The sequence below is a fragment of the Pseudomonas sp. BN102 genome, assembly GCF_029871245.1.
Taxonomy (GTDB): domain Bacteria; phylum Pseudomonadota; class Gammaproteobacteria; order Pseudomonadales; family Pseudomonadaceae; genus Metapseudomonas.
The window spans coordinates 12,108-36,812 of the sequence record NZ_SSON01000066.1 but is presented as its reverse complement, the minus strand read 5'-3'; the positions used below and the strand labels follow the sequence as shown (position 1 = coordinate 36,812).

Below are 24,705 nucleotides of genomic sequence, written 5' to 3'. Positions count from 1 at the left end.
CCTGACGGTTTTCAGCGATTTCCCGCAAAAGTCCCTGACTAGATTGACGCCGTCTGCCTACGAGGTCGCTTATAGCACTTATAAATCGTGGCCGATGAAGTCGCAGACTCACGGCTTACTTGCTGGGTAGACATCCCAATCAGGTCTGGTGTGTTGATATCACCTATGTCCGGGCGCAAGGTCACTGGCATTACCTAGCATCGGTGCTGGATCGTCATACGCGACGAACGATCGGCTGGGCGTGCTCGGCCAAGCCGGATGCCGAGCTGGTGATTGAAGCCCTCGACATGGCCTACGAAAAGCTCCGCCAACCAAAGCAGATGCTCCCGCCGAGGCCTCATCGGGGCTGTCAATGAAACGCTTATGCAGCTCGCCCAGCAGATCACTGGTCCAGCGCAGGCCGACAGCGAAGAGCGCCTGGCCGTCGAGCAGACAGCTCTGCTTCCACTGCTCAACGGCTGCAAAAATGGGGGCCGCATTGTGATGAGGGTTGAAATCGACAGAGCGCTCCTTGCGATTAAGGCCGGGCTAGAGATAAGAAATTCAACCTCTGAAAAACAAGTTATCGGCTATAGAACCCTGTTAGCACCGGCCTCCCAGGCACATCCCCCGCAGTGACGCGCGCCTTGCCATGCAGTGCGATCAGGCTCTTGCGAGCGCCGCCCAGGGACACAGCGATGCGTGGGAAGTCATCCTCCAGCTCCGGATATTCCTCCCTAAGCCATAGCGGGAAATCAGGAGCATGGATGCGGCGTACTGACTGACCACTGACCTCAATATGTCCGCTCGCCAGTGCCTTCACCATTGGCAGTTTTGCTCCACCACCAGTCAGCACCACTGCCAAACCGCCGCTCCTTTGGGCTACCTGAATCCAGCTAGCGTCAACATTGGCCAGCACTTCCCGGAGACATTGCTCTAGATCCTCTGCAAACTTTAGGACTGTCTTCAGCTCCATGAACTCCTGCAGCGTCACCTCAACAAGCTCACCGTCGAGCAAGCGGACAGTCAGGAAGCCATCATTAAACAGCGCTTCCTTGTAATCGCGCATACGCAGAGAAAGATCACGCTGGATATTCGCGTTCCTAGGGTGATCACTGCCAATACCCGCCTTATTCAGCAACAGGTGAATCAGTGCCTGATCGAGGTAGTTGCCCGCTCTGGTGATACCCCGAGCCGAGCCGTTTACCTCCACAGCCTGACGAACCGGCGTATTCGGATTGGACTGCAACCGGTACAAGCTCATGTCACTGGTTCCTGCCCCCACGTCCACTACCAAGGTCAGGCTGTTGGTGCTACCTGCACTACTCAACAGAGCATTGGCGACACCCAGTGGCTCAGTGAGGTTTTCCGTGACGAACGCATAGTTTCGCCGTTCGGCCTTCAGCAATTGCACTGCAGCAACGAACTCCTCCAGAGGCAAGCCGCGCTGCAGACGCTCGCCAAAGGTGTCAGCCAGCACCTGAGCCTCACCAAGCAGCACGCGAAGCCGAGCAGCCACCGCACGGCTCTTCTCCTGCTCGAAGCAGGGCATGGCAAAACGGCGTTTGAGATTGCGCGGCATATCGTGGCTGGCCAGGCACTCACTGACCACCCAGGTCATGAACGTGAGATATGCCAAAAGCAGATCGCCGAACGCAATGACAATGCCGGTGGGGTTGTAGGCCACAGGCACGGAGCTATGCAACGCATCCTCGGAAAGATAGCGCTTGACGTTGTCGACCCGCATGCGCTCGCCTTCGCCGCCTTCCTCTAGAGAAAAGTCCACGGCGCTCTTACCAAACCTCAATTTTCCATTGTTATCGATATAAACGGAGGAGATCAGCATGGTTTCACTGACCTCCGGCTGATCGCCCGGAATACCGAGATCGAGGACATGAATCTCCTCGTAATCACCTGCATCGATCACCAGCGTTGCCTTGGACATGGCCGTACCGAAGTCCAGGCACAGCCGAGCATCATCTGGAGCTTCGGGCAATGCGAACACGCTCAGATCGAGCTCGATGCTCCTACCGGCTGCCTCCTCCTCGGCGCCCACCGCCAAACCGCCCAGTTCGGCTTCGGCTTCGGCTTCGGCTTCGGCTTCGGCTTCGGCTTCGGCTTCGGCTTCGGCTTCGGGGATGATGACCGAGGTCGCGTGAGCATCACGCATATTGCCGGCTAGCACACCGGGCTGATCCAAAGCTACCTGCGAAGAGTCTTCAAGTAACGCATAGGCATACTTCAGCGCGTCAAGCTCGCCTTCCGTCAGAACCCCTGGCAACTCGAACTGCTGAGACTCCAACGGTTTGATACGCCGAAGCAGGTTTTTCAACAGAATTCGAGCTTCAATACGTTCCATCATGACCCTCCTTGTTCTATGTAATCAGTTGTGCGGCTCCACCCGCGGCTTAATCAGCGTCTTGATGCTGCCGCCAAAGTCCTTCTGAATACCATCGCGAACCACCTTGACCAAGCGAACACCCTGTCGAACGTCGCTCAGTAACTCATGCTGCAAAGGGTTGAACTCGACGACTTCGCCCTTGAGTGTGGTTTTGCTCAAACGACGCATACGCGCCAGCATCAGGGCATTGCGGGCGATATCGGCATAACCGGCAGCGGCCCCCGTTACCTTCTCCGCCGAAATCGGGTCACTGATCTCAAGCAATGGCGCCACCGCATCCCTCAAGGCTTCCATAAATGGCTGGGTGTTGAGCACCTCGATCAGCAGCTCCCCGATCATTTGGTCCTCGGAAATACCTACTTTGTGCACCACCGTACGTGAGCTGCCAGCGACCACACCGGCATTGACCCACCACTGGCGCACTTCCGGATCGAGCTCCTGTGCTTCAGCAAAGTGACGAGCCAGATCCTTCATCAGCTGCGCCTTCGACTGATACAGCGACTGCATCACATCCATCAGCGCCTTGTCGGTCTTGCTCTGGCGGGCCAGTACCAACGCGGCCTCACGTAGGCACAAATTGACCGCCTCGCGGCTACGCGAGTGACCGATAAATTCGATCCAGCGGGCACGGCCAAGCAGGCTGCGAGTCCGCGCTATTACCTGATAAGTGTCCGAAAGCATGGCATGAGAAAAGCGCAGCTCGATCAACCGCAGCAGGAGGTCGAAAGCATCGTCCACGATGCTGAACAACAGGCTCTCATCGACATCCTTATTGTCCCCCTGCAGCAGCGCCGCTACCCACTCGCTCAGCGCCATTCCAGATTGTCCGCCCGGCTCGAACGAACCACCTCGCAGCACATCCAACCAGGCCCTGCTGATGCGGCGCGCGCGGCGCAGACGCGACTCGGGATTGCTGATTCCCCCCAACAACTCCAGCACCTCGGCATGTGCAGACCAAGCCTCGGCAATGCTAGCAAAGCGCTTCAACAGTAATTCGATCAGCAACTTTCTGGGCTTCTCGGCGGTATCCAGCACCACAGACTCGCGTAGCGCATATTCATTCAACCAAGGCGTATCCAGCTGTAGCAGGCATTGCGCGGCATAGGCCTTGTCGTCACTGCCCAGAATTTCAAGGCTAGGCAAATCATCCTCAGGGGCCAGAGCCACAACAGTTTGGTTTACCGTACCCTCTCGCCCCCTAGCAACAGCGGCAAGCCGCCCCAGCACAGCCAACATCTGCAAGCTGGCTACATCATCGTCCTCAAGCTGCGCCAGCTCTTCGACTCGCGCGAGGACCTGGCCCAACCCATCCTCTTTAAGAAGAGCCTGAATCTGCAGTTGGGCCATGCTCTGGGTGAGGATCTTGTCCAGTTCGACCAGCGAAGTGGCTGCAGCGATGGCCCGCATCTGCGCCTTGACTGGATCCATCTCGTTTTTCCCTCGGGCGTTCATCTCAGCCTCACACTCCCTGCCAATACATTGCGACGTAGAACGACCGGAAAACTCAGCGACAAGCTGCTCATACTCCGCAATCACCCGCACCTGCTTGCGGTACTCGCCGAACTCGACCCGTTCCTTACGCTTCAAGTCTGGGAAGGTAACGAAGGGGTAGTCCTCGGGCATAACGCTTTGCGGGTTGAGGATGTTGATACCTCAATCTCACGCGCACTCAACAGGAATGCTTAAGAAACGCCCGATGGGTCACCCGACTTTCGCTTTGCCGTCCCTCCAGCTCTCTTCCGCACACTTGCCTCATCAAAAGCAACAAGCTCGAGCTCCTGAGCCGCGTTCGACAACATCTTTCGCCCAAGGTCTAAATCAAGGTCAAGTCCAAGCTCAAGAGTAAGCCCAACCTCGCCAGCAGACTCTCCTGTGCTGGCTATAACTGGGTACGTGACACCGCTCAGAATCTTCTCAAGTAACTGACGCTGCAGCGCTCCTTTTCCGGCTTGCCGAGTACGATAGGTCAACCTGACAACATCATCTGGAGGCACTCGAAATGCCGACGGCCCAACATGGACCCTTAGCTTTGATGCCTCTCCCGCTACATCGAAAGAAACATCGATGCGACCGTCGCCAGGGTTGATCTCGACTTCATACCCTCTCTCCTTGAGCCGGCCTAATACCTCCGCTAGAGATCGCGACGCCGGCTTGACAACGTCCGCGAGGGTTAAGCCAGAGACCACAAGCTGCTCATGCTCTTCTGCCAACGGCCCCCATTCACGTTGCACGCGAACAGGAACAGCTTCACCAACGGCAATATTCCATCCCACTGCTGTGGCACCAAGGAATGCCTGCCTGCTTATCGCCTTGGTGCTCGCAGGAATTCCTCCCAGACCGCAATAAAATCCGGATAGCGCAAACGCCAAGATCGAAACAGACTCGCCGACATCAGGCCTCGCACCAATCCATCGCATCATCTGCTCAGGAGCCGGCGCCAAGAGAAAGATCATTAGTGCCCGCTGGGCAATCCGTCCACTATCGTCTATCTTCGAGCTGCTCAACTCGATACGGTTATCCAAGACCTTTTGAACGGTTTCCGAAAATATTTTTATTTCTGGCGAGCCATCAACTTCGGTTGCTAGATGTCTTGAGATCTCACTAACGAAATGCTCCACATCAAACCCTTTGCGTGGATCCAGTTCGCCCAGCATCGATGCGGCAGCAATAAATATTCGGCAATCCTCGGAACTGATCTCGTGAGGTCTCAGTACGGAATACATTTGGCTGGCGAACCTCACCACCCCGCTTCCTTGCCCTGCAGGAATATCTAATAGTCTCCTCAGTTGCTCGAGCGGGCGCCCAGTTCGCATTATCTTCCAGGAAAGCAGCGAGACAGCACCAGCCAACTTCTCCAAAGTCGATGCTTCTACGCGTTGAATTTCCGCTTCGGCTTTGGCAGCAAGCTCTTCTCCAGCAATCTCGTTGGCAGCCCCTCTCCCCTCTGAGAATAAAGGAAGTGTCTTCTCTGTGTTAGCGACTCCTACCTTGTCATTTTCGGGGAATAGGGCAGGGTCCACCTTCAACTCCAAAGCATTCACCACCGTATCTTCAAAAGTCTCAAGCCTAGCCTCAAGCTCCACGGCAGCATCTCTTGAGCGCAACCAACATGCCACACAATCGCTAAGTAGAATTGGCTGAAGAAAATAGGCCCGCCCACCCTCATGAGCATGGCCTTTAATATCAACCTCAACCAGAACCACCTCTCCCCAGCTTAACCCCTGGCTTGCATCACTCAGCGCTTCATGACTGACTCTAGACTCCGCAACGAATACTTCATAGGAGTTATCAGTAGCCAAGAAGCCTCTTGCGAATGCTTGCATAAGGCGATCCTGGTGGACCGAAACGAACCACCGCAAGGTGATTTTATTCCGTGATTTGCTCATAAAGTTTTTTATCCGGAAGCCGTTCCGCTAAGTTAGGGGGTTGATTCATAACCAGCAATTCCAAGTAATCTCTTGCCCGAGATGCCATGACATAGAGCTGCATACTTGCATACTGATCGCCTGCGCCCCCCTGATCAGCGAATGGGTTTACGAGGAAAACCGCATCAAACTCCAACCCTTTTGCGCTCTGAAAATTGAGAACCGTGACACATCCACCTATATCAAATATCAAACTCTCAGCAAGATGCCCATCATCGCCACTTGAATAAGTCTGGACAACAATCCCCTTCCCACCAACACGGGATGATAAGCTATTGAAAATCCGCCGCCTTACTGCGTTACCCGAGCATAAAACCCCGACCTCCAACCCAGGATTGTTCGCAACATAGACAGCAATTCTGCTACGCACAACCTCCAATTCAGATGTAATAACAACGCGAGGTTTCGACCTACCAACCCTTTCAGGGAGATCGGGAACCCCGGACGGGAGCCCTACAAAATAATGCCTTGCAAACTCCGCGATCTGCCTAGAATTGCGATAGTTCTTACGCAAGCTATAGACTCGATCATCCTTAAGCGACAACGCATCCTTGATGTCATTAACGGCCGAGTTTTTGTCAGCCGAAAGACGCTGATTCTCATCTGCAAAAACAGTAACCGTGGGACGAGCTGCAGAAGCCCCTCCATTTAACAAACCTGACATCATACAGAGAGCCGAATACATTTCCTTAGGAAAATCTTGCCCCTCATCAATTATCAAGTGCCCCCAATGCCCGCCCCTCCCCTTCCAATTAGTCTCTTTCGCGACCTGAACCAACATCCCTGTCCAATCGTACCTCCAGCGATCCTCAGGCAAGAACGGTGGCTTACGCCGAAAAATCCCCCTCCACCATTCGTAAACCCACGCATGCATAGTAGATGTTTCAACACCACTAGCGACATCCTCCCTCGCACTTGTGTAATTTGAAAGCACCTTGCTATACATAATGACGCGAGGAACAAGACTCTTGTCTTTCTTTTTATTAGCAAGAACTTGAAGAAACGCCGCACGATGAAAAGCCATGACTGTCTTTCCCGTGCCAGGCGGGCCGACAACCAGAATAGAGTCTGTCGGCGGAGCACCATGATAGATCTCTTTTTGCTCTGCATCGAGATCAGTCAACTTTGGGAACCTCATGAGACTGCCCCCCCTAAAGCTCATGCATCAAAAAATCATCGAGTCTAAAGAATGGCTCAATCCCTCCCAGCTCGACCAATGTTCTCCTGTCTAGCAAGCAGTTATTAAACGCACAGCTTGTTTCCGAAACAAGCATACAGGCATGGCAAGATGCAGCGCTCATCCCACCCAGCCCTTGATGTTCGCTTTCCTTGCAAACAGGATCAGCCGAACACCAAGCAATATCCAGAAGCGCCGCCTGCAGGAGAACCCCTAGCCTCTCAGGCTCTCCCATTCGGACCAATCCGCCGAGTGATCCTTCAGAATCACCATCGGCGGTGTACAGCAGAATCCCACAAGTCGTCGAGCCAGATGGACCAGCATAGATTCGCTCTCGTATCGAAGACGCAGAGTATCCTGCATCAAACGACAGCCTTCGCAACACTGCATGGGCAAACGAATGCAATAGTAGGAAACGAGGACTAGCCATTGCTGGTTTCCACCCAAAGCCTGCAGCCTTATCTGCCAGAGCCTTAAGTCGCTGCGAATCGGCCTTGACAACTCGCTGCTCCCAAGACCTGACAGCATCAGCATCCAGTTGAATGAAAACTCCCTCCCCCCAAGCCTCTACTCCTGGATACCAACCGGAGGGGCGAACGCCAAGATCTACCGGAATTACAGGACTTTCTTCGTCCGGAGATATTCGCCTAAACCCCAATATTGCTCGCACTTCACGCAGTCGCTTGACCAACGATATAGACCCTATTGTTCTCAACAGCTCATCAGGCCATTCAGGTGGTCTTTTTGTACGCTTAATTATTAAAGAGTCCGTCTCCACATCATGAACTCCCGACAAAGTTCGCCATTCCTCGTCAAGAATTTCGGCCTGTACATCAGAAAAATCCTCATCTTCTGCTACCACTTCAATCTCATCAACCGCCAGAGCCGCCACCAAGGCTTCTCGAACCACCACCAGATCACAACCATATTTATCAGCAATCGAGACAACAGCCGACTCAGCACTTTGAAGTATCAAGGCAATTGGAACTCCGGCAGAGGACAACGCCTTGAGCCCAGACCAGCTCAAACTTGTTCTCCAGACCTCTTTCAGCCCAAGATCTCTTTCAGTGCTATTAGCATGCAGCAAGTCCAGCGCTGATATTGTGCGCGGGAAGTGCAGATTACTGGCGGCACGCCTATTTACCCACAATGGCTGATTACATTGCGGATGTTCGATTTGCCAGGGCTGCCCCCCTCTGCATCGCATACCATACGGCGCCTCCACCTGAACCAGACCAGTAAAATCTCTTCTCGCCCCACATCCACATCGCACAGAAACGGCAGACCAGTCGCCTCCGGCCTGCCCAGTTGTTTCGAACCACATCCTTGCACCTTGTCGGCTGCATTTCCCCTCATCTGCAGATCTAGATGAATGCGCCCACCAATGCCAGTCAACTTCCGACATGTGTCCATGCTTGCACGCCGCCACGAACCCCATCGGCGTTAATTCACCACCACACTTTCGGTCTGCGCAAGTAGGGATTTTATAATCATTGCTGACATCATCGACCCCCGTAACAAAACGCATCAACCGGCATCGAGGACAGAAATACCAACGAGGAAAACGATGAATAGCAACCGACCTCACACCGTCTTTTGCGATCGGCGCCTTTATTGGCCTCTTAAGCTTTACTTCTAGATTACTATCCGTGATCTGGCGCATTCCATCCGAAGACCAACGACTGATATCAGCCATCACAAAGGACTCCGAACCGATGTCGATGATGGCACCCACCCCAAATGGGCTAATAAGCTGCCCCTGACGAACGACTCGCCTACTTGACATGGTTACTGCCTCCCGACAGGGGTAAGTTCAACATCTGGATCCACGTTGCGAACAGACCTCATGGCCTCGTACATGCCGTACGCAGGTGCCTCACCAAAATCGCGTATAAGCGAAGCAGAGGTTAATACAAACTGCGGACCAGGACATGTATAATATACTGGCCTACCAGATTCACCTTGCTCCTTCCATTTCGCAATGATGTCATCAATTTCGCAATCTACCCTATTCGCCTCACTAGAGTCAGCCATCCGCACATGCGCACGAAAGTTATCTAGAAGCCCAACAACTTCAACCTCATCAAACCTAACACTTCCCGCCTGATTATTTGCAGCATAACCTGTTGCATGCCTAATCATTGCGATAACTGCAGCATGCAAGGTTCGCTTTCTCGCCGGAGGCGCATACGGCGTAACACTGGTTGGCTCGACGAACCGATAGAAAGACTCATGGTATGAAAGAAAGTCTTCGTAATGCGATCGATCGCGCGGTTTGGCCGGGGAATAAAGTGCAATCACGACTCCCGGCGCCGATCTAGACCGACCGACCCTACTTGAAGCCTGAATATACTCCGAGTTAAGTTTTGGCTGACCGTTTATTAGCATCAGACCAAGTCGATCCACATCGACTCCGACTGAGATAATGTTTGTGCATGGAACCAAGTCCACAGCAGGTGTGGACTTGTCGCCCCTGCGTTCTAGATTGCGAATCGCCTCCCCCATATCGGTGGACATTTGCGAGCTAAGTTCCATGACGTTTTCTACCGCACGCACACGATCTCCCACGCTAGCGATGGCTTTCATCCGATCCGGTATTTCTTGTGAAGCAGCGGTCATCGTCCTACCGAGCTCACGCCGACTATTGACATATGCCAATACTGTCCAGTACGAATCGCGGAGTGCATCTGGAAGTCGGAGCTCCGCACTCGCCTGTAATAGTGCAGCGGTTACCCATACCATTGATACGACTGGCGTGGTTGCCCCCTGCCCCATGGCCCCGACATAGAGACGGCCCGGCACTTGAGTTGGATCTTCCAAACGAAAAAAAAACGCATCATCCCAATTCCTGATCGGGGAAGGGAATACAGTTGACTCCCTGCCGTAAATGCCCCTGATTTGTTCTCGTGAGTTTCTTATAGTTGCTGTCGATGCAATAATCTTTGCACCTCTACCCTTACCTCGCGCCCGTATAATTGAATCAATTGCAAGTTCATAAGGTGCGCATATGGAACCCAACGGACCTGAGATTAGGTGCAACTCATCCTGAATAACAAGAGAGGGAGGAGGCGCATTATCATTCACACCACCAAAAAAAACTCTCGGCCGCTCATCCCAACTCAACCCCGCAAATTTATCTAGAGTACCTAGCAAAATGGAAGGAGGCTCCCTATACAATGCCTCATCTACAATCTGCATTGGAATACGTTCGTGAAAGTCACACTTCGGACTTAGACATCTGAACAGGAAGTGTGCCGGCCCACAATCCACACCAACTTCTTTTGTAGCCACATTCACAATAGGAGTGGCACATGCGGGGCAACGATCCAGAAGAAATGGGTTTTTCACGCCTTCTGGAGCTGGGCTCCATTCATCAAAAAGCTCCATTGCCTTCTGGAACTTGTTTGGCGTGAGACTTTTACCAACCCAGAGCCCGACAGAGAAGGGGCGGCTATATAGGACCTCGGGCATGACGCGACGCAATAGCTCCAAAGCACAGACAAGCATTCCGGCTCGCTGGAACTGCTGGGTAGTCAGCATCCTTAGCGTATAGCGACTTAACACAGCCGTAGCCTTATCCGACTCCTTGTATACAAGGCGACGTCGGATAAGCTCAAAGGCAGCTACAAGCAAGTACGCTTCTGTTTTCCCGCCACCCGTGGGGAACCAGATGACGTCCACGAGCTCACGGTCGTCATCTTCGCCGTCCAAAAGTGAAGGAATTACGCCTAGGAAGTAAGCAATCTGGAATGGACGCCATTTGTAACCCCTCCCTCGCTCCAGAGCAGGAACAGTTCCCTTTTCTATTACACAGGCACCAGCCCGCGCTTGCTCCGCCATCAACATCTGCCAATACATTGCACGGTTTGCGAGAGTAAATGCCGCGAAGGTTTCAGGGTTTGATAGTGATTCAATCCCAGCGTTAATTCGCCTTTGCCAGAGTCGACACTTTTCCGCCAAACGTCTTCCCGCATCCTCATTGGACTGACGGCAAAGCGCGTCCTCGGACTCCAACCACTCTCCAAAAGCCTCGCCTAACCCGGTCAGGACGCGCTGCACTTCTAGTACATCATTGCTGAATGCGAGGAACTCAATGTCCCGGAACCTCTCATCAAGTAAATCTCTCGCCCCAATTTCGAATGTTGCCGCACGAACCTCCGCCGTTGGCAAGAACTCTGCCCAAACGCGGGAACAATTGGCTTCCGACCGCGCATCCCACATTGCCGAAGCGCCATGTCCACGAGCGTAGATCGGGGAGTTTCTATAGAGGTAGCGGACTTCTGCTTCCTCTTGATCGCTTACCGCCGCTGAGCGTGGCCTAGGATATGGCAGGAATTCGCCACCAACTACATCGACGGACAAGGCAACCTGGAAAAGAATCTTCTCTGGGTCAAACCCATGCCCCCCCTTTTCCATTGAGTTGACTAGCGTCACAGTCAATAGCTTCGCGCCATCAAGCCAAGGTCTCGATTTAATGTGCAACTCGGCCCTTCCTCCCAGAATCGGAAGCGGACTTACATTTTTTTCCAGACTGACGTCCACGGTCTCCATCGCCGCTGAAGGAACGGCAATACGCCGCCACTTCATTTCACCACGTCGCCTGGAGCGTGATCCTCGCTCGCCTTCTAGTCGCTCATATATAGCAGCGGAAACATTGCACTTAAGGGCTCCGCCTTTCGCGACGAGAAAACTCAACCCGACAGATGAAGGCATTGCACGATGGCTTGCGCCAACAGTCTGGTCTGACTCGTCGTCTGTAGACACACCAACATCTTCAGTACCGTCATCCGCCAAATCTAACGCCCCCTCACGAGGGAACAACATTCCCATCATGTATCTCAAGAGTGGGGAACCATCGAACTCTTCGCAGTCTCCATCAGCCGGGCCAATAAGCCTAGACCGAATGTAGTTAACAAACCCTGCGCGGGAGTCCCTTATAGACTCAATACTCATGATCCGTCTCCTTAAAGTGCCGCTTTGCGTTGGCGGCCATTCGCAGGTGCACTCTATCCAGGATCATCGAATCAGCGATGATCGACAAACCGTAGTTTCCTCTTGTCATACTCAGGTATAACATTCGATCAAGCTCATCGTCGCTTAGAGTTGACTCGAAGATACAGATTATGATGAATCCAGACTCGAGGCCTCTGAAAGACTCGATAGAGGAAACCGCCAGCGCCCCACCAACATGGTCGCCAGATGACCACTCGACCGCAGCAATACCAGCACTGCCCGGAAGCGACTTTATTAATCCACTTTGATTAGGATCATTAGCAAGCAAAGCTATGCTGTGAGGTGGAATATCTTCCGCCATCCAAAGACGCACTTGCCTTCCAGCAGCAGCTATAACCCCCTCCCGACCAGATACTCCCAACATGGTGGGACTTAGACCGCGACCTTTTACCACTGCATGACCTAGTGGGATTCCCGCTGCAAGTTCCGTGGCCAGGATTATCTCCGGTGTATTCCGGCAGTTCTTCGTGAGCCGTGGACGAACGGATGCCGCCTCTTGGAAAAGCTGAAGCGCAGAAGCAAACTGAGTTCCACCAGTAGCCCGCTGGAAGCTCGAGTCACCAAACCAAGCCCACTGACCATATGCAATCCCGCCGACGACCAGCTTGTCCGTCAGCGCAACCCTTTCGGGGGATAGCATTAGCTGCCCTTCGTCTATGAGCAATACTTCTATCTGCTGCTTCATCGAAGTTCCATTTCTCTCAAGCTCTTCGATAGAACAGATATAGGAATCAAGCCCGGTCTTTGAGCGCAAGGCAGAAGCCAGCACATGGCTGCCCACAAGCAATAAGGAGTTTTTTCCAGCCGCCACTGCTCGGCGTAGCATTTCCACCGCAAGAAGCGTCTTGCCACAACCAGCCGGTGAAGAACAAAAGACTCTCTCAGCTCCGTCCCAAAGATCCAGCAAGCTGTACTGCTCTTCTGTAAGCGAAAGTAGTTGCTCTTCAATCTCCTGCCGAGCTAGCCGCAATGGGCGCACCAGTTCGAACTCTGGCCGGAATAGCCCAATCAGGCTTGATACTTCATCCGCACTAAGTCCGCGCCGAGATTTGTTCTTAAGCTGCCAGTAGTCTGCAACTCCTTCGAGAAACCTCTGTAATCTCGCCGGGTTGGCGAGATCATCCCTCGTCCCAATCAAGCCTATAGGAAACTCAGGCCCCCCCAGGATCGCCCCAAGATCCTTCCGGTCCATTCCTGCAAGGATCACGCAGAATCCAGCGGGTACCTCTTGCGCAAAACCGCTCCCCAGCCGAGGATCGACGTAATTCTTCACCAGAGAGAAATAGGCATCCTTAGCTTGAACCAGAGGAGATTTGCCCCGAGTCACCACGCGCCCAAGGCGATCCTCGTACTTCCACTTGCCTCTGGCGCAAGTGACGTTCCCGCCCTTTACCTCGATGGCAATTAGCCCACGCTTGCCAACAAGTAGGAAATCGATCTCACCCCAGCGCTGGTAGACATGCTCGGAGAGATTTAACGAGCTCAATGCTCTTGCCGAAGGGCCACCCCATTCGACACAACGTAGTAGTGAGAGGACCTTGCGCTCCGATCCCGTAGACTCTGGCAAAGGTGTGCTTGGAAGGACCTTCATTTTCAGAACCGCTCCCTCGGAATCTTAGCTTTCAGCTAGGAGTTGCGGCTGCTTTCTTGACGCCGCCCTCCCAACAATAGCAGCAGATATGCCATCAGTTCGCCATTATCACAATCCAACCGTTGGAATCCGCGCTTCCGCCAGGCAGTGAGCCATCGCGCCATGTCGCTGGAAAGGCCATGAAACTGACACCCGGACACTCAGGGGCGGACTACACAAATCCATCCAACCTAACCGAAACGATGAGGAAAGCTGGTAAAATCATGCGGTTATGCAGAAGGCCCAAACGCCTAAAGTGAAGCGCAAAGCGGCGACCATTCAAGTAATTGCCTTTGCGCTTGCCGCACTCCATGCTAGGTGCCACGAGTCATCTGCCCCTTACCATGCCCCTTTAATTGTTGACTTCGCCAAGATCGCTGGGAGTAGGTCTGTATGGAGACGGAAGTTCCCCACGAAGAGCGCTTCTTTGCAGGCAACCAGAATGCACCGTGCCAGGGGCCCCTTCCTCTGGACGCAGACGTCCCCGGGCAGGAGCCCATGAAGAAAATCGAGCATTTTCCACCTCTCCCCGATCTCTCCCAGCCCTTTCAATTTGCCGACCTGTTCGCAGGATGCGGTGGACTATCCCTGGGCCTGTCACTCGCAGGGCTGAATGGCGTTTTCGCCGTAGAACGCGACAAGATGGCGTTCTCGACATTGTCGACGAACCTGATTGAGCGAAAAGATGTTCCCATCACCCCATTCGCCTGGCCCTCCTGGCTAGAGAAGCAAGCCTGGGGAATTGATGACATTCTGGACAAGCACGGCGACGAGCTTGCGTCCCTGCGAGGGAAAGTCCATGTACTCGCGGGTGGGCCCCCCTGCCAAGGATTCAGCTTCGCAGGGAGACGACAGGAGGCCGACCCTCGCAACAAGCTGTTCGAGAAGTACGTGGAGATGGTTAGAGCCATCCAACCAGCAGCGCTTGTCCTGGAGAACGTACCGGGGATGAAAGTCGCACACGCCACAAAGGTATGGAAGCAACTTGGTATCCCGGTCAAGCCCCAGTCTTATTACGACAAGCTGGTCGAAAGCCTGGACAAGATCGACTATCACGTCCTTGGCAGGATTGTCGACTCTTCTACTTTTGGGGTTCCGCAAAAGCGACCACGCCTGATCGTGATCGGTCTCCGAAAGGACCTGGCTTATCATCTCGACAGAGGCACGACTAGTGCCTTTGACTTCTTGGAGAAAGCCCGGGTCGAGCAGCTGCACGAGCTCGGCCTAGACAACGAAATTCCCGCAGAGGATGCAATCTCAGACTTAGAGATAGGGCGTAATGGCACCAAGCCCTGCGAGGATCTCGACTCTCCAAAGGGGTTCCAGGAGATTGACTATGCTGGTCCTCTCACAGCGTTCCAAAGACTGATGCACCAAGGCTGCGATGGCACCCTCGATAGCCTGCGCCTTGCCAGGCACAAGCCAGAGATCAAGGCTAGGTTCCAGAAGATCCTCGATGATCCCAATTGCACCAAGGGCGTGCGCATGAGCGCCGAGCTGCGCGAAGCATATGGGCTCAAAAAACATCGCATCTACCCGATGCAGGCTAGCGCACCGGCCCCCACGATCACCACCTTGCCGGATGACGTCCTCCACTATAACGAACCTAGGATACTGACCGTCCGGGAGTCCGCGCGCCTGCAGTCGTTCCCTGATTGGTTCAGGTTCCGCGGCAAGTTCACTACCGGAGGCAGCCAGCGCACAAAGGAGTGCCCACGCTACACCCAGGTAGGCAACGCTGTGCCTCCCTACCTAGCCCGGGCCATTGGCATGGCTATTAGGGAAATGCTGGAAGAAGCCGTGAAGCGAGCTAAACAGCTTGCGGAGCTCGAGCAAGAAGAAGAAAACATCGCCATCGCATGAATGCATAGGAGTCTAAGGGAATGGAGAGCTCCCAACAGGAAGGCTCGCGCTACCCTGCCGCCCTGGTCGACTGGGCCGGTCATCACTCAGGGGGGGTGAAGCGGCTACTCGACAAGAACAGCGGCCAGCCGAACAAACAACTGCTACGTACAAACCTCCTCTCGCGACTCCAAGCCTGGACCAACGAGCTCCCCACCGGTAATGCCGGCACCCCAAGAATCATCCTACTGGTGGGGGGCCCCGGAAACGGAAAGACCGAGGCCATCGAGTCCACTATCCGCTGGCTAGATGAAAGCCTCCGTTGTGATGGCCGATTGATCGACGAGCTCACGCAGTCCTTCCATCCCCCTGCAGGAACAGCAGTACCGCGTCGAGCAAGAGCCGACGCCGGGAAATTAGCCCGTATTGCCAGCAACCTGGGCCTGGACATCGTTCAGGATGCCTCCGCAACGGCTGGGCACGATGGAAGCAGCGCCCCAGTCCTCCTAATAGAAGAACTCAGCAAGCTTCTGGACGGGGCGTCTTCCCAGGCCTACCTCTGCTGCGTCAATCGCGGCGTCCTTGATGACGCCCTGATCCATGCCATAGACAACGATCTGGACGAATCACGCACCCTGCTCGAAGCTATTACACGGGCCGTTAGCCTGGCACATGATGCCCCTTCATGCTGGCCTCTCGAAGGTTTTCCATCCGTTGCAGTCTGGCCAATGGATGCAGAATCACTTCTGGTCAAGCCTGACGATGACTCGAAGGCGCCCGCGGAGATACTTATCGGACAAGCCACTGCATCGGATATGTGGCCAGCAAAGGGAACATGCCCTGCGGGCGACAAGTGCCCGTTCTGCGCCAGCCAGGCAATACTCTCACGGGACGAACACAGGACAGCTCTTCTGCAGATATTGCGCTGGTATGAGCTAGCCAGTGGCAAGAGATGGAGCTTCCGGGACCTCTTTTCTCTGACGTCGTACTTGCTGGCTGGCCACCATCCCGCAGTCCACGCATCCACCGGAAATCCCCACCAGTCCACTCCGTGCCAATGGGCTGCAAACCTTGTCGAACTCGACCAAAAGGCCCGATCGGCCTCAAGGCATACCAAGCAGTCCCTCACCGCAATCTTCCATCTGGCCACGTCGAGCTACCAGCATGCACTCTTCCACCGATGGGACAGGAGCACGGCTGGCTCGCTCCGCACCGACCTCAAGGAGCTAGGTCTCGAGAAGGAGCTAGGTACGGAGGAGGTACGGACCCTAATGGGTCTTGCCCATTTCCTGGCGGAACGCAAGGGCCACTATCTCCCTGCGACCATCGCCCCCTTGCTGGAGGGATTGGTAGACACGCTGGATCCCGCTTTCGCGAGTCCGGACAGCGAGGTCGCTGTGAGCGGCCGTAGCATGATCATGCTTGGTGACCTAGATATGCGTTTCAGCCGCTCCCTTGCCGGCGGCATCGAGTTTATCCGCAAGTATCAGGTGCTCTCACCAAACGAACTGGAGATACTCAAGCGACTTTCCGCTGCAGACTCCATGCTTTCCCTGCCGATCGTCCGGCGTAAAAAGCCCGCGGCTGCTAGCCGGGTCCAACATATCCTTCGCGACTTTGCCTGCCGTTTGGTTCGCAGAAGCATATGCCCCCGGACAGCTGCTGTGGCGGACTCTTCGATCCTTCATGCTTTCCAGCAGGTCGTCGAGGACAACGACAAGCACCAGCACCTCTATGAGGTGGTCAGGCAGGTAAAGGAGCTGCTGAACACAGGCAAGGAATTCGAGGTGTCGCTAACCACCACCTTTGGCCAGCCGCTTCCTCCTCGACAGCGCCAGGCAACATTGGTCGTGCCGCAGAGTCCGGTAAAGATGTTCGCTCAGGACACTGCCGGGCGCCCTCGCCCACCGATCTGCTACCTCAAGGTAGGTCAAGGCCGTTCAGCCCAACCCGTTCCGCTGACCTATGACCTGTTCAAGGCCGTAAAGGAGCTCGAGAGGGGGCTCTCCCCTGCTTCCCTCCCACGTGCAGTCGTGGCACTGCTCGATACGACTAAGGCTCGTCTATCAGGCCCTATTGTTCGTGACAGGGAGCTACTCGACGACGCCAGGATCCGCGTTGGAGCAGACGGCACGGTCGTAGGACACTCGTGGAGCGGCTTCGTCGCGGACAAGGAGAGGGAAGTATGAGCCTCGCGGAGTTCAGGCAGGCCCCCTGGCGTTTTTCACATGGCAGCTATCAGGACTCAGTCTTCGCAATTAGCCCGGCACCGGAATACGCAAGTTCGGAGGTCCTGCTGGCCTCGCTCTACCGGACCATAGGTTATGCCTCGGCGAGCGAGGGAAGCGTGCCACAGGCCGGACGCGATCTGGACAAGAATATCCAGAAGCTCCGCGAACGGCGCCAGTCGCCACCTAACGGGGCTGTAGTCAACGTGGAGGCCTGGAACACCGTCCTCCATGGAATCCTGGAGAGCCCCAAGCTTCCGAACCAGTCTTCCAAGCGGTTCCTGCAGGTCACACCCATCGTGCCGGGAACGGCACTCTTCTCCGGGTCTGCCCGACTCAGCAGCAATTCTTGGCCTGCGGGTAGCCTGATCCGCCGCATGGTCTGCCTGGGCTCCAAGGACAGAGATTCTGCGCAGCAACTTTGGAAAAGCCTTTTCGCTGCGTTGAGTGTCAACTACGACGACGATGTCTTTGCCCGTTGGCTCGACCAAGAAACATCGGCGTGGAACACAGGGGCAGGCAACTGGGACTGGTCCCCGATCCCAGAGAGTGAATTCGCAACACTGGAGAAACCAGACTTCCAGGAAGTCCCATTCCTGCCTGCTCGGCGATTCACCAGGGACTTGCATGCAATCATGCAGGCGAAGGGATCCATGACCCGCCGGCAATGGACCAGTTTGCTGGAGGCAGTACTTCGCCTGGCGGCGGCGTCCCATGTAACCTGGCTGTGCGATGTCCACGCGAGGATCTGGGCCTGCCTGTCGGCCGCACTTACAGATGGGCCACTCCCTTCCAGCGAGCAGGAAGCAAGGCAAGCTATCTTCCCTGAGGCCCCCCAGTACATGGCATACGGGGGAAAGGCCCTCCAAGGAATCAAGGACAAGGTTTCCAGTTACCTCAATGCCCGGCTCGGGACCAATGCCCTTCTTTGGTCGCTAGAGCAAATAGGTGTCCCCTACAGCGGAAATCTTTCCTCGAGTGCCGGTATTGCCGGGCTTTGCCAGCATGTACGCATGCACAAGGCCGCGCTTGCCAATCTGGGAACCCTAGAAACAATTGCAGACGTACGCGAGCAAGAGGGCCGTGCGCTTCGTTGCAAGAAGGGGATCGGCTCCAATCTATTGGAGTTCGCACGGCACGTCCTTGGACAGCGCCAGGCGGCGGTCCCGCTGCTGAGGGGGTACGACCAGGGGTACATCCTGAAGAAGAAAGGCAGCAGCCCGTCCAGCCCGTGGATCGTCTCCCTTGGCCCCGTCGCCGTGCTTGCCTTGGTCCACTGTTCTCTTGCTGGAATGGGCGGTCCTCGCTCAGTCCACCGACTAGGACAGCACCTCGAAGCCTATGGCATAGCCGTGGACAAGCATGACATCGCCAGGAACGACCTAGGTCACCAGTTGAGAATGCTCGGCCTCGTGCTCGACAGCCCCGATGCCGAGAGCGGCATGTTGCTGTTGCCTCCTTTCCCCGTAAGCCAAGCCATCCAGAGCCCCGAACATGAATAAACTTGCACACTGGCTCGCGACAATTGTCCATGAGAAGGTCCTGGGGGCGACGCAAGGGTACAGCGGTGCCAACCTCGAGTACCGGCTGATCTTCCGTGGCCCGCCTCTCGAGATCCTCGAGCTGGCCTACGACGAATTGGCACAGGATGGAGGAATCCACGTCCAGGGCAGCTTGGACGGTAGCATGGCAACGCTGCCGGTACTGCTCCAGTACCCGGCTAACCAGTTGCAGGGACCCAAGCCCCGGATCGGGCAGTCTGGCAAGTGTGACAACGACCACCTGCTGGATGTCCGCAACGACCCCGTTAATCCCAGCTTCGTCGCTTTGGTCCCACCGGGGCTGCACAACAACTTGTCGATCGAGTCCACGACCGACGAGTTCGGACTGGGGACCGCTACGAGTACGGGGCATGCATCCTCTGAGCAATGGTGGGAGGACGGTTTTGTCCAGCAAGCCGTTAACGAGGCGCTGCTTGTAGCAGGTCTAGATCCATCGCAGCGGGAAGATGCCAAGGCATTGATTCGTGCCGCCGCCGGTTCGGTCGACGAGGTGGACCCAGACAAAGGTGGTCATCGCGCCGCCTGGCGCTTGCTGTCGCGTATCTATTCGATAGCGAACATGGCTCACGGACTTTCCGCAGGACAAGCACTCTCCCTGGCATGTGGCCTTCCCCCAACGGAGGACGGCAGGATCTCGTCAAAGACGCAGACCTACATACTAGGGAGGATATCCGACGAGCTCGCAGATGGTTTCAAGACTGGCATCGAGCGCATGGCACAAAGCGCCCCGCAAGAAGTAACACAGGCCCTGCGCGACTTCCTTGTCCATCTCCAATCGAATTGCGACATACCCACTGCCTTCGAACGCGCAACCGAGGCCTTCTACCTGCCCAGCGCTGATGCAGAATTGACGCCCCCACCCTCCTGGTGGACAACCCTCACAGCCGAATGCTGGACTGAACTGCTTGCCGACGAAGCCGACGAGGCCGTTGGGGAAATAACTATCCAGTGCACCAATGGCATTGTTCCCATGGGAAAGGGAATGCCGGCAGTGGTACGAGACAAGGTCGAGCTGGCTATCTCGACTAGCGAAGGCTACGAACCGCAAGAGTACCAATTGACGGGCGGTTCTTATGGCAAGGCGGCTACGCCATTGCTAGCAAACGGTAGCGACACCACTCTCCAATCCGACCTGTTTCCACCCTCCCACAGGGCCCCGATGGCATACAAAGTCATCGCCGATGGATGCAAGCCAGCAAGTGTCCGGGTGATCTCCCTCATGAGCTGGCGGCCTGGAATACTCGTTACCTGCAGGCTCGCGACGAAGCTTTCACCGCCGAAAAAACCTCGCAAGAAGTCCACGGACCTGGACTGGGAGACCGCCCTGTCGCTACCAGGATCCGGTCGCTATGAACTGCGCATTCACCTGTCGCCAGGAGCATGCATCGGGAAGGTAGAAGGGCTGCCAGACGACGCCACCGAGCTCGAGGCACAGAGGCAGGAGATCGAGGCGAGGCCAGTTGGAGAAGACGAGTATCTGCTGGAAGTCGAGGCCGACGGAAAGTACCAGTTGGACATCGCCTTCACGCTAGCTGGCGAGCAAGGTCCCACGGCCTGCAGGGTCTACTTGGCTTGCGAGGAGGCAAAGGAAGAAGGCTGCCGTAGCGAGTTCGAGCGGCTTATCAAACTAAATCGCCGGCATCTCGAGAAATTCGACACCAAGACCGTGGTCCATCTCGACCGGAACTCCCGCGCATCCAGTTTGCAGTCATGGATGCTGGAGGAACAGAATGCGGCGAACTCTTTCAGGCCGTTGGTGATCGCGGACGACTACGCGTCCCGGTGGGCCCCCCCCGAGTGGGACGCCCCCCATGGTCCCATACTCTCGCAAGGCCGCTTCCTGCATGATCCCCGCCCCCAGGCCACGCGCTTCCAGCCTCCAAGAGGCTTTATCGAGGCACGCCAGGAGATCGCACGGTACATACGGGGCAGTGACGACCAGTCGGGACTCCTCGAATCCGCGTCGCTAGGCGCCTGGCTGTCCGGCGACACTGGGTTCCGCTCTCTTGTCGAAGACTACCTAGATTCATACATGGCATGGGTGAACGCCGATCCATCCATCGCCTGCTGGGTGGATACCATCGTCGTGTGCTCGCTGGAAGCTGATGGCCGCACGCTGGACAGGATCCCGGACGCCATCATTCTTTCCCCCCTGCATCCGTTGCGCCTTGCATGGCACTGCCTTGCCCAGAAAGTATTGCGGGACGAGGTTGAAGGTGACTCCGCCTGTCCGTGCCCTGCAGCCAGTATCCTTGACCCCGATTGTGTCCCCGATCTGCTGACCATGTTCCTGCAGGCACCCGATGGGGAAGACAGCCTGGACTTCCTCTCGGTCGAGTGCAGCTCCGACTACTGGTCCGTGCTTTGGAACGGATCTCGTCTAGGCCAGATTCCCGACCGTGCCCGCCGGGCGCCCTTCGACAACAGTTTTGGCCTTACGGTCGGCGGGATATCGAGTGGATTCAGTCCGGCCCAGGTCTCGCGCGCACTCGATGATGTCACGGACTTGCTGGCGGCCAAGCCCATTGTCAGCCTGGTGGTGTCCAGCGCGGGCGGAACCACCGATGCGTGCAACGAGGGCCTAGCCAACTGGTGTACCAAGCGATTCGGCAACGGGGAGCAGGACATCCCGCGACACAGTGTCGGTGCGAGGATACTGGAGGTATTCGATACCAGGCAGGCAGGAAGGCCCGACCAGGCGACGATCGCCAACCTGTCCGAAGACACCGATAACCATGTCCGCTGGTACGACAAGCAACCAGCCGGGGCCAAGCCTGACCTGGGCATCATTGCGCAGCTGGACTCAGCACAACCCGAGTCCAAGGAAGTCGGCATGCTCTCTCCGATGGGGACTGGCGGCCTGATCAGACACCGAGTCAGGCGCCAACTACAGGCCTCGTTCCTGAGCGAGTCCAGGCAAGGCCTGCAAATGCCACTGTCTGGCGAACGATTCGCCGACAAGGTATCCGCATGCATGCTCATGCTGGAAAAGCTGAGGGACGGCAAGGTCGGCTTGCAGTTTTCCCCAAATGTCCATGCGGTCTCCAGCATGCTTGAGGAAAACAGCGCCGGGTTCGTCGCAGTCTCCTCCTCGGCAATCGACCCCGCCTGCTTCCTGGGAGGCTGGATCCAGGGGACCTACCTATGGGACTACGACCTGCCCTCCTACTCCCACCGCGCAGGCGATACCAGTGGCTACTACCTCTTGTCGCAGGTCAAGCAGGCTGATCGCGATGCGCTCCGGCGGGTCCTGAAGCTCCTGCCAGGCTGCGAAGGTCTAGACGATGATCAGGTCGAGCAAATCCTCCTCGAGGTTGCAAGAAGGGGGATCCCCACCGTGCGCGGCCTTTCCGGGGACGACACCGGGGCCACAGGCGACCTTGGCCTGTTCCTCGCAGTCCGGCTCCTCCAAGACCAGTTCCGCGTGGCAGGCAACCTGGAAAGTCTGCTCCCTGTCCTTGCAGGCACGCCTGACGACTCGACGATAGCCATCATCATTCCCGTCGACCCTTTCCGAGGCTACCTTTCCGACCTTGCCCGCTCCCTCGGCAAGGAACGCAAGGACACGTCCCTATCGCGTCCAGACCTACTTGTCGTCGGGGTACGAGCATGCAACGACAAGGTCCAACTGCACCTTACCCCCATTGAGGTCAAGTGCCGGCAAGGGATTGTCTTCAGTGCAAGCGACTCCGCCGAGGCACTCTCCCAAGCCAAGGCCCTATCGGCACTGCTTCGCGCCATCGAGGAGCGTGCAGGCAGCTCCCTGGCATGGCGACTTGCCTTCCAGCACTTGCTACTTTCCATGATCGGCTTTGGACTGCGTGTCTACAGCCAGCACCAAGCAGTAGAAGGACAAGCCGGGCGGTGGGCTAGCTACCACGAGCGTATCGCTGCAGCCATCCTCAGCCCCGCCCCATCGATCAGCATCGATGCGAGGGGACGACTGATCGTGGTGGATGCATCGACCCAGAGCGGCCCGCACGACCGTGATGGCGACAAGTACGCAGAGACCATCGTCATCTCCAGCCAGGATGCAGGCCGCATCATCGCCGGAAATGACGCACAGTCGTTCTACGATTCTGCGCGCGCGAAGGTCGGCGACTGGGGACTGCTGCCCTCCCGGGCAGATGCAGTTGGCACCCCACTCGCGCAAGTCGAAAGCCCCCCTCCGGACGACAGTCAAACGGGCGAGCCAACGATAGCTCCAGTGGAGGATATCTCCGAGTCCGCCGCCGCGATTGTCGAGGAGCCCTCCGCCGGTGTTGAGGAGCCGGGGCCAATCCCTGCCAGTCAGACCGATGCTCCAGGCAATGGGATCGTCTTGTCCGTTGGCAAGACCGTCGATGGCTTCGAGCCCCGACCATTCTCCCTGAACATATCCGACACTCGGCTCAACCAACTGAATATCGGTGTCGTTGGCGACCTCGGGACAGGCAAGACCCAGTTCCTCAAATCGTTGATCCTGCAGATCTCCAGGGCGCGCGAGGCAAACCGAGGTATCACGCCTCGGTTCCTGATCTTCGACTACAAGCGAGACTACAGCAGCCAGGACTTTGTCGATGCCACAGGCGCCAAGGTGGTAAAGCCCTATCGCCTGCCCCTGAACCTCTTCGACACGACGGGGATGGGAGAGTCCTCCGCTCCATGGCTGGACAGGTTCCGCTTCTTCGCCGATGTCTTGGACAAGGTGTACTCCGGCATCGGTCCCGTACAGCGGGACAAGCTCAAGGGTGCCGTCCGCAACGCCTACGAGACAGCCGGTGCGCAAGGTCGCCAGCCAACGATCTACGACATCCACGTGGAGTATCGCGAGCTACTCGCCGGGAAGTCAGACTCGCCGATGGCTATCATCGACGACCTCGTTGACATGGAAGTCTTCGCGCGCACAGGGGAAACGAAGCCATTCGACGAATTCCTTGATGGCGTCGTGGTGGTCTCCTTGGACTCCATGGGGCAGGACGATCGGAGCAAGAACATGCTCGTCGCCATCATGCTGAACATGTTCTACGAGAATATGCTCCGAACTCCGAAGCGCCCCTTCATTGGCTCTTCCCCACAGCTCCGGGCCATCGACTCGTACTTGTTGGTAGACGAGGCGGACAACATCATGCGTTATGAATTCGACGTGCTCCGCAAGTTGCTACTGCAGGGCCGCGAGTTCGGGACGGGTGTTATCCTAGCCTCGCAGTACCTACGGCACTTCAAGGCCGGGGCAACCGACTACCGGGAACCACTTCTGACCTGGTTCATCCACAAGGTACCCAATGCCACTCCTGCTGAGCTTGGGGTACTTGGATTTACGTCGGATCTGGCAGAGCTATCGGAGCGAGTGAAGACACTTCCCAACCACCATTGCCTCTACAAGTCGTTCGACGTGGCTGGCGAGGTCATACGGGGACTACCTTTCTTCGAACTCACCAACCAAGCCTGACCAAGGCCCGGCCCTGC

The 24,705-nt window shown here is 56.2% G+C and carries 11 protein-coding genes and 1 pseudogene; 5 read left to right on the top strand and 7 right to left on the bottom strand.

Annotated features, from left to right (window positions below):
* Positions 1-134 precede the first annotated feature (134 nt).
* A pseudogene (locus tag E8F12_RS14475) lies at positions 135-326 on the top strand (DDE-type integrase/transposase/recombinase); the annotation flags it as partial.
* A 236-nt stretch (positions 327-562) separates the two neighbouring features.
* On the opposite strand, the gene E8F12_RS14470 reads toward E8F12_RS14475, so the two are convergent.
* The 7 genes from E8F12_RS14470 to E8F12_RS14440 form a co-directional block, all read right to left on the bottom strand.
* Positions 563-2,338: a hypothetical protein gene (locus E8F12_RS14470; protein WP_280325948.1), complete on the bottom strand. Its 1,776-nt coding sequence runs from the start codon at positions 2,336-2,338 to the stop codon at positions 563-565.
* A 24-nt stretch (positions 2,339-2,362) separates the two neighbouring features.
* Positions 2,363-4,003, bottom strand: coding sequence for a hypothetical protein (locus E8F12_RS14465; protein WP_280325947.1), 1,641 nt, complete (start codon positions 4,001-4,003; stop codon positions 2,363-2,365).
* A 59-nt stretch (positions 4,004-4,062) separates the two neighbouring features.
* Positions 4,063-5,703 (bottom strand): hypothetical protein, encoded by a 1,641-nt coding sequence (locus tag E8F12_RS14460; protein ID WP_280325946.1) that lies wholly within the window; start codon positions 5,701-5,703, stop codon positions 4,063-4,065.
* Between the two features lie 43 nt (positions 5,704-5,746).
* Positions 5,747-6,928 (bottom strand): ATP-binding domain-containing protein, encoded by a 1,182-nt coding sequence (locus E8F12_RS14455; RefSeq protein WP_280325945.1) that lies wholly within the window; start codon positions 6,926-6,928, stop codon positions 5,747-5,749.
* Between the two features lie 28 nt (positions 6,929-6,956).
* The gene (locus tag E8F12_RS14450; RefSeq protein WP_280325944.1) at positions 6,957-8,768 is read right to left on the bottom strand and encodes a DUF1998 domain-containing protein; all 1,812 of its coding nucleotides are present in this window, start codon (positions 8,766-8,768) and stop codon (positions 6,957-6,959) included.
* 2 nt (positions 8,769-8,770) lie between these two features.
* Positions 8,771-11,524, bottom strand: a complete 2,754-nt coding sequence (locus E8F12_RS14445) for a hypothetical protein (protein ID WP_280325943.1) — start codon at positions 11,522-11,524, stop codon at positions 8,771-8,773.
* A gap of 400 nt (positions 11,525-11,924) precedes the next feature.
* Complete coding sequence (locus tag E8F12_RS14440; protein ID WP_280325942.1) at positions 11,925-13,586, bottom strand: NERD domain-containing protein; 1,662 nt, start codon at positions 13,584-13,586, stop codon at positions 11,925-11,927.
* Between the two features lie 537 nt (positions 13,587-14,123).
* Between E8F12_RS14440 and E8F12_RS14435 the strand changes: the two genes are divergently transcribed.
* The 4 genes from E8F12_RS14435 to E8F12_RS14420 are packed head-to-tail and all read left to right on the top strand — an operon-like array spanning position 14,124 to position 24,688.
* Positions 14,124-15,488 (top strand): DNA cytosine methyltransferase, encoded by a 1,365-nt coding sequence (locus E8F12_RS14435; RefSeq protein WP_280325941.1) that lies wholly within the window; start codon positions 14,124-14,126, stop codon positions 15,486-15,488.
* Between the two features lie 20 nt (positions 15,489-15,508).
* Complete coding sequence (locus E8F12_RS14430) at positions 15,509-17,656, top strand: hypothetical protein (RefSeq protein ID WP_280325940.1); 2,148 nt, start codon at positions 15,509-15,511, stop codon at positions 17,654-17,656.
* On the top strand, positions 17,653-19,197 hold the full coding sequence (locus E8F12_RS14425; RefSeq protein ID WP_280325939.1) for a hypothetical protein: 1,545 nt from the start codon (positions 17,653-17,655) through the stop codon (positions 19,195-19,197). The genes E8F12_RS14430 and E8F12_RS14425 overlap by 4 nt, the downstream gene beginning before the upstream one ends.
* A complete protein-coding gene (locus E8F12_RS14420; RefSeq protein WP_280325938.1) occupies positions 19,190-24,688 on the top strand; it encodes an ATP-binding protein in 5,499 nt (1,832 codons plus the stop codon). Before E8F12_RS14425 ends, E8F12_RS14420 begins: the two co-directional genes overlap by 8 nt.
* Positions 24,689-24,705: the final 17 nt, after the last annotated feature.

What these genes read in the sequence shown, in the direction of transcription:
- E8F12_RS14470 (WP_280325948.1), bottom strand. Translation starts at nt 2,338, where the DNA reads ATGGAACGTATTGAAGCTCGAATTCTGTTGAAAAACCTGCTTCGGCGT.
- E8F12_RS14465 (WP_280325947.1), bottom strand. Translation starts at nt 4,003, where the DNA reads ATGCCCGAGGACTACCCCTTCGTTACCTTCCCAGACTTGAAGCGTAAG.
- E8F12_RS14460 (WP_280325946.1), bottom strand. Translation starts at nt 5,703, where the DNA reads ATGCAAGCATTCGCAAGAGGCTTCTTGGCTACTGATAACTCCTATGAA.
- E8F12_RS14450 (WP_280325944.1), bottom strand. Translation starts at nt 8,768, where the DNA reads ATGTCAAGTAGGCGAGTCGTTCGTCAGGGGCAGCTTATTAGCCCATTT.
- E8F12_RS14440 (WP_280325942.1), bottom strand. Translation starts at nt 13,586, where the DNA reads ATGAAGGTCCTTCCAAGCACACCTTTGCCAGAGTCTACGGGATCGGAG.
- E8F12_RS14435 (WP_280325941.1), top strand. Translation starts at nt 14,124, where the DNA reads ATGAAGAAAATCGAGCATTTTCCACCTCTCCCCGATCTCTCCCAGCCC.
- E8F12_RS14430 (WP_280325940.1), top strand. Translation starts at nt 15,509, where the DNA reads ATGGAGAGCTCCCAACAGGAAGGCTCGCGCTACCCTGCCGCCCTGGTC.
- E8F12_RS14425 (WP_280325939.1), top strand. Translation starts at nt 17,653, where the DNA reads ATGAGCCTCGCGGAGTTCAGGCAGGCCCCCTGGCGTTTTTCACATGGC.
- E8F12_RS14420 (WP_280325938.1), top strand. Translation starts at nt 19,190, where the DNA reads ATGAATAAACTTGCACACTGGCTCGCGACAATTGTCCATGAGAAGGTC.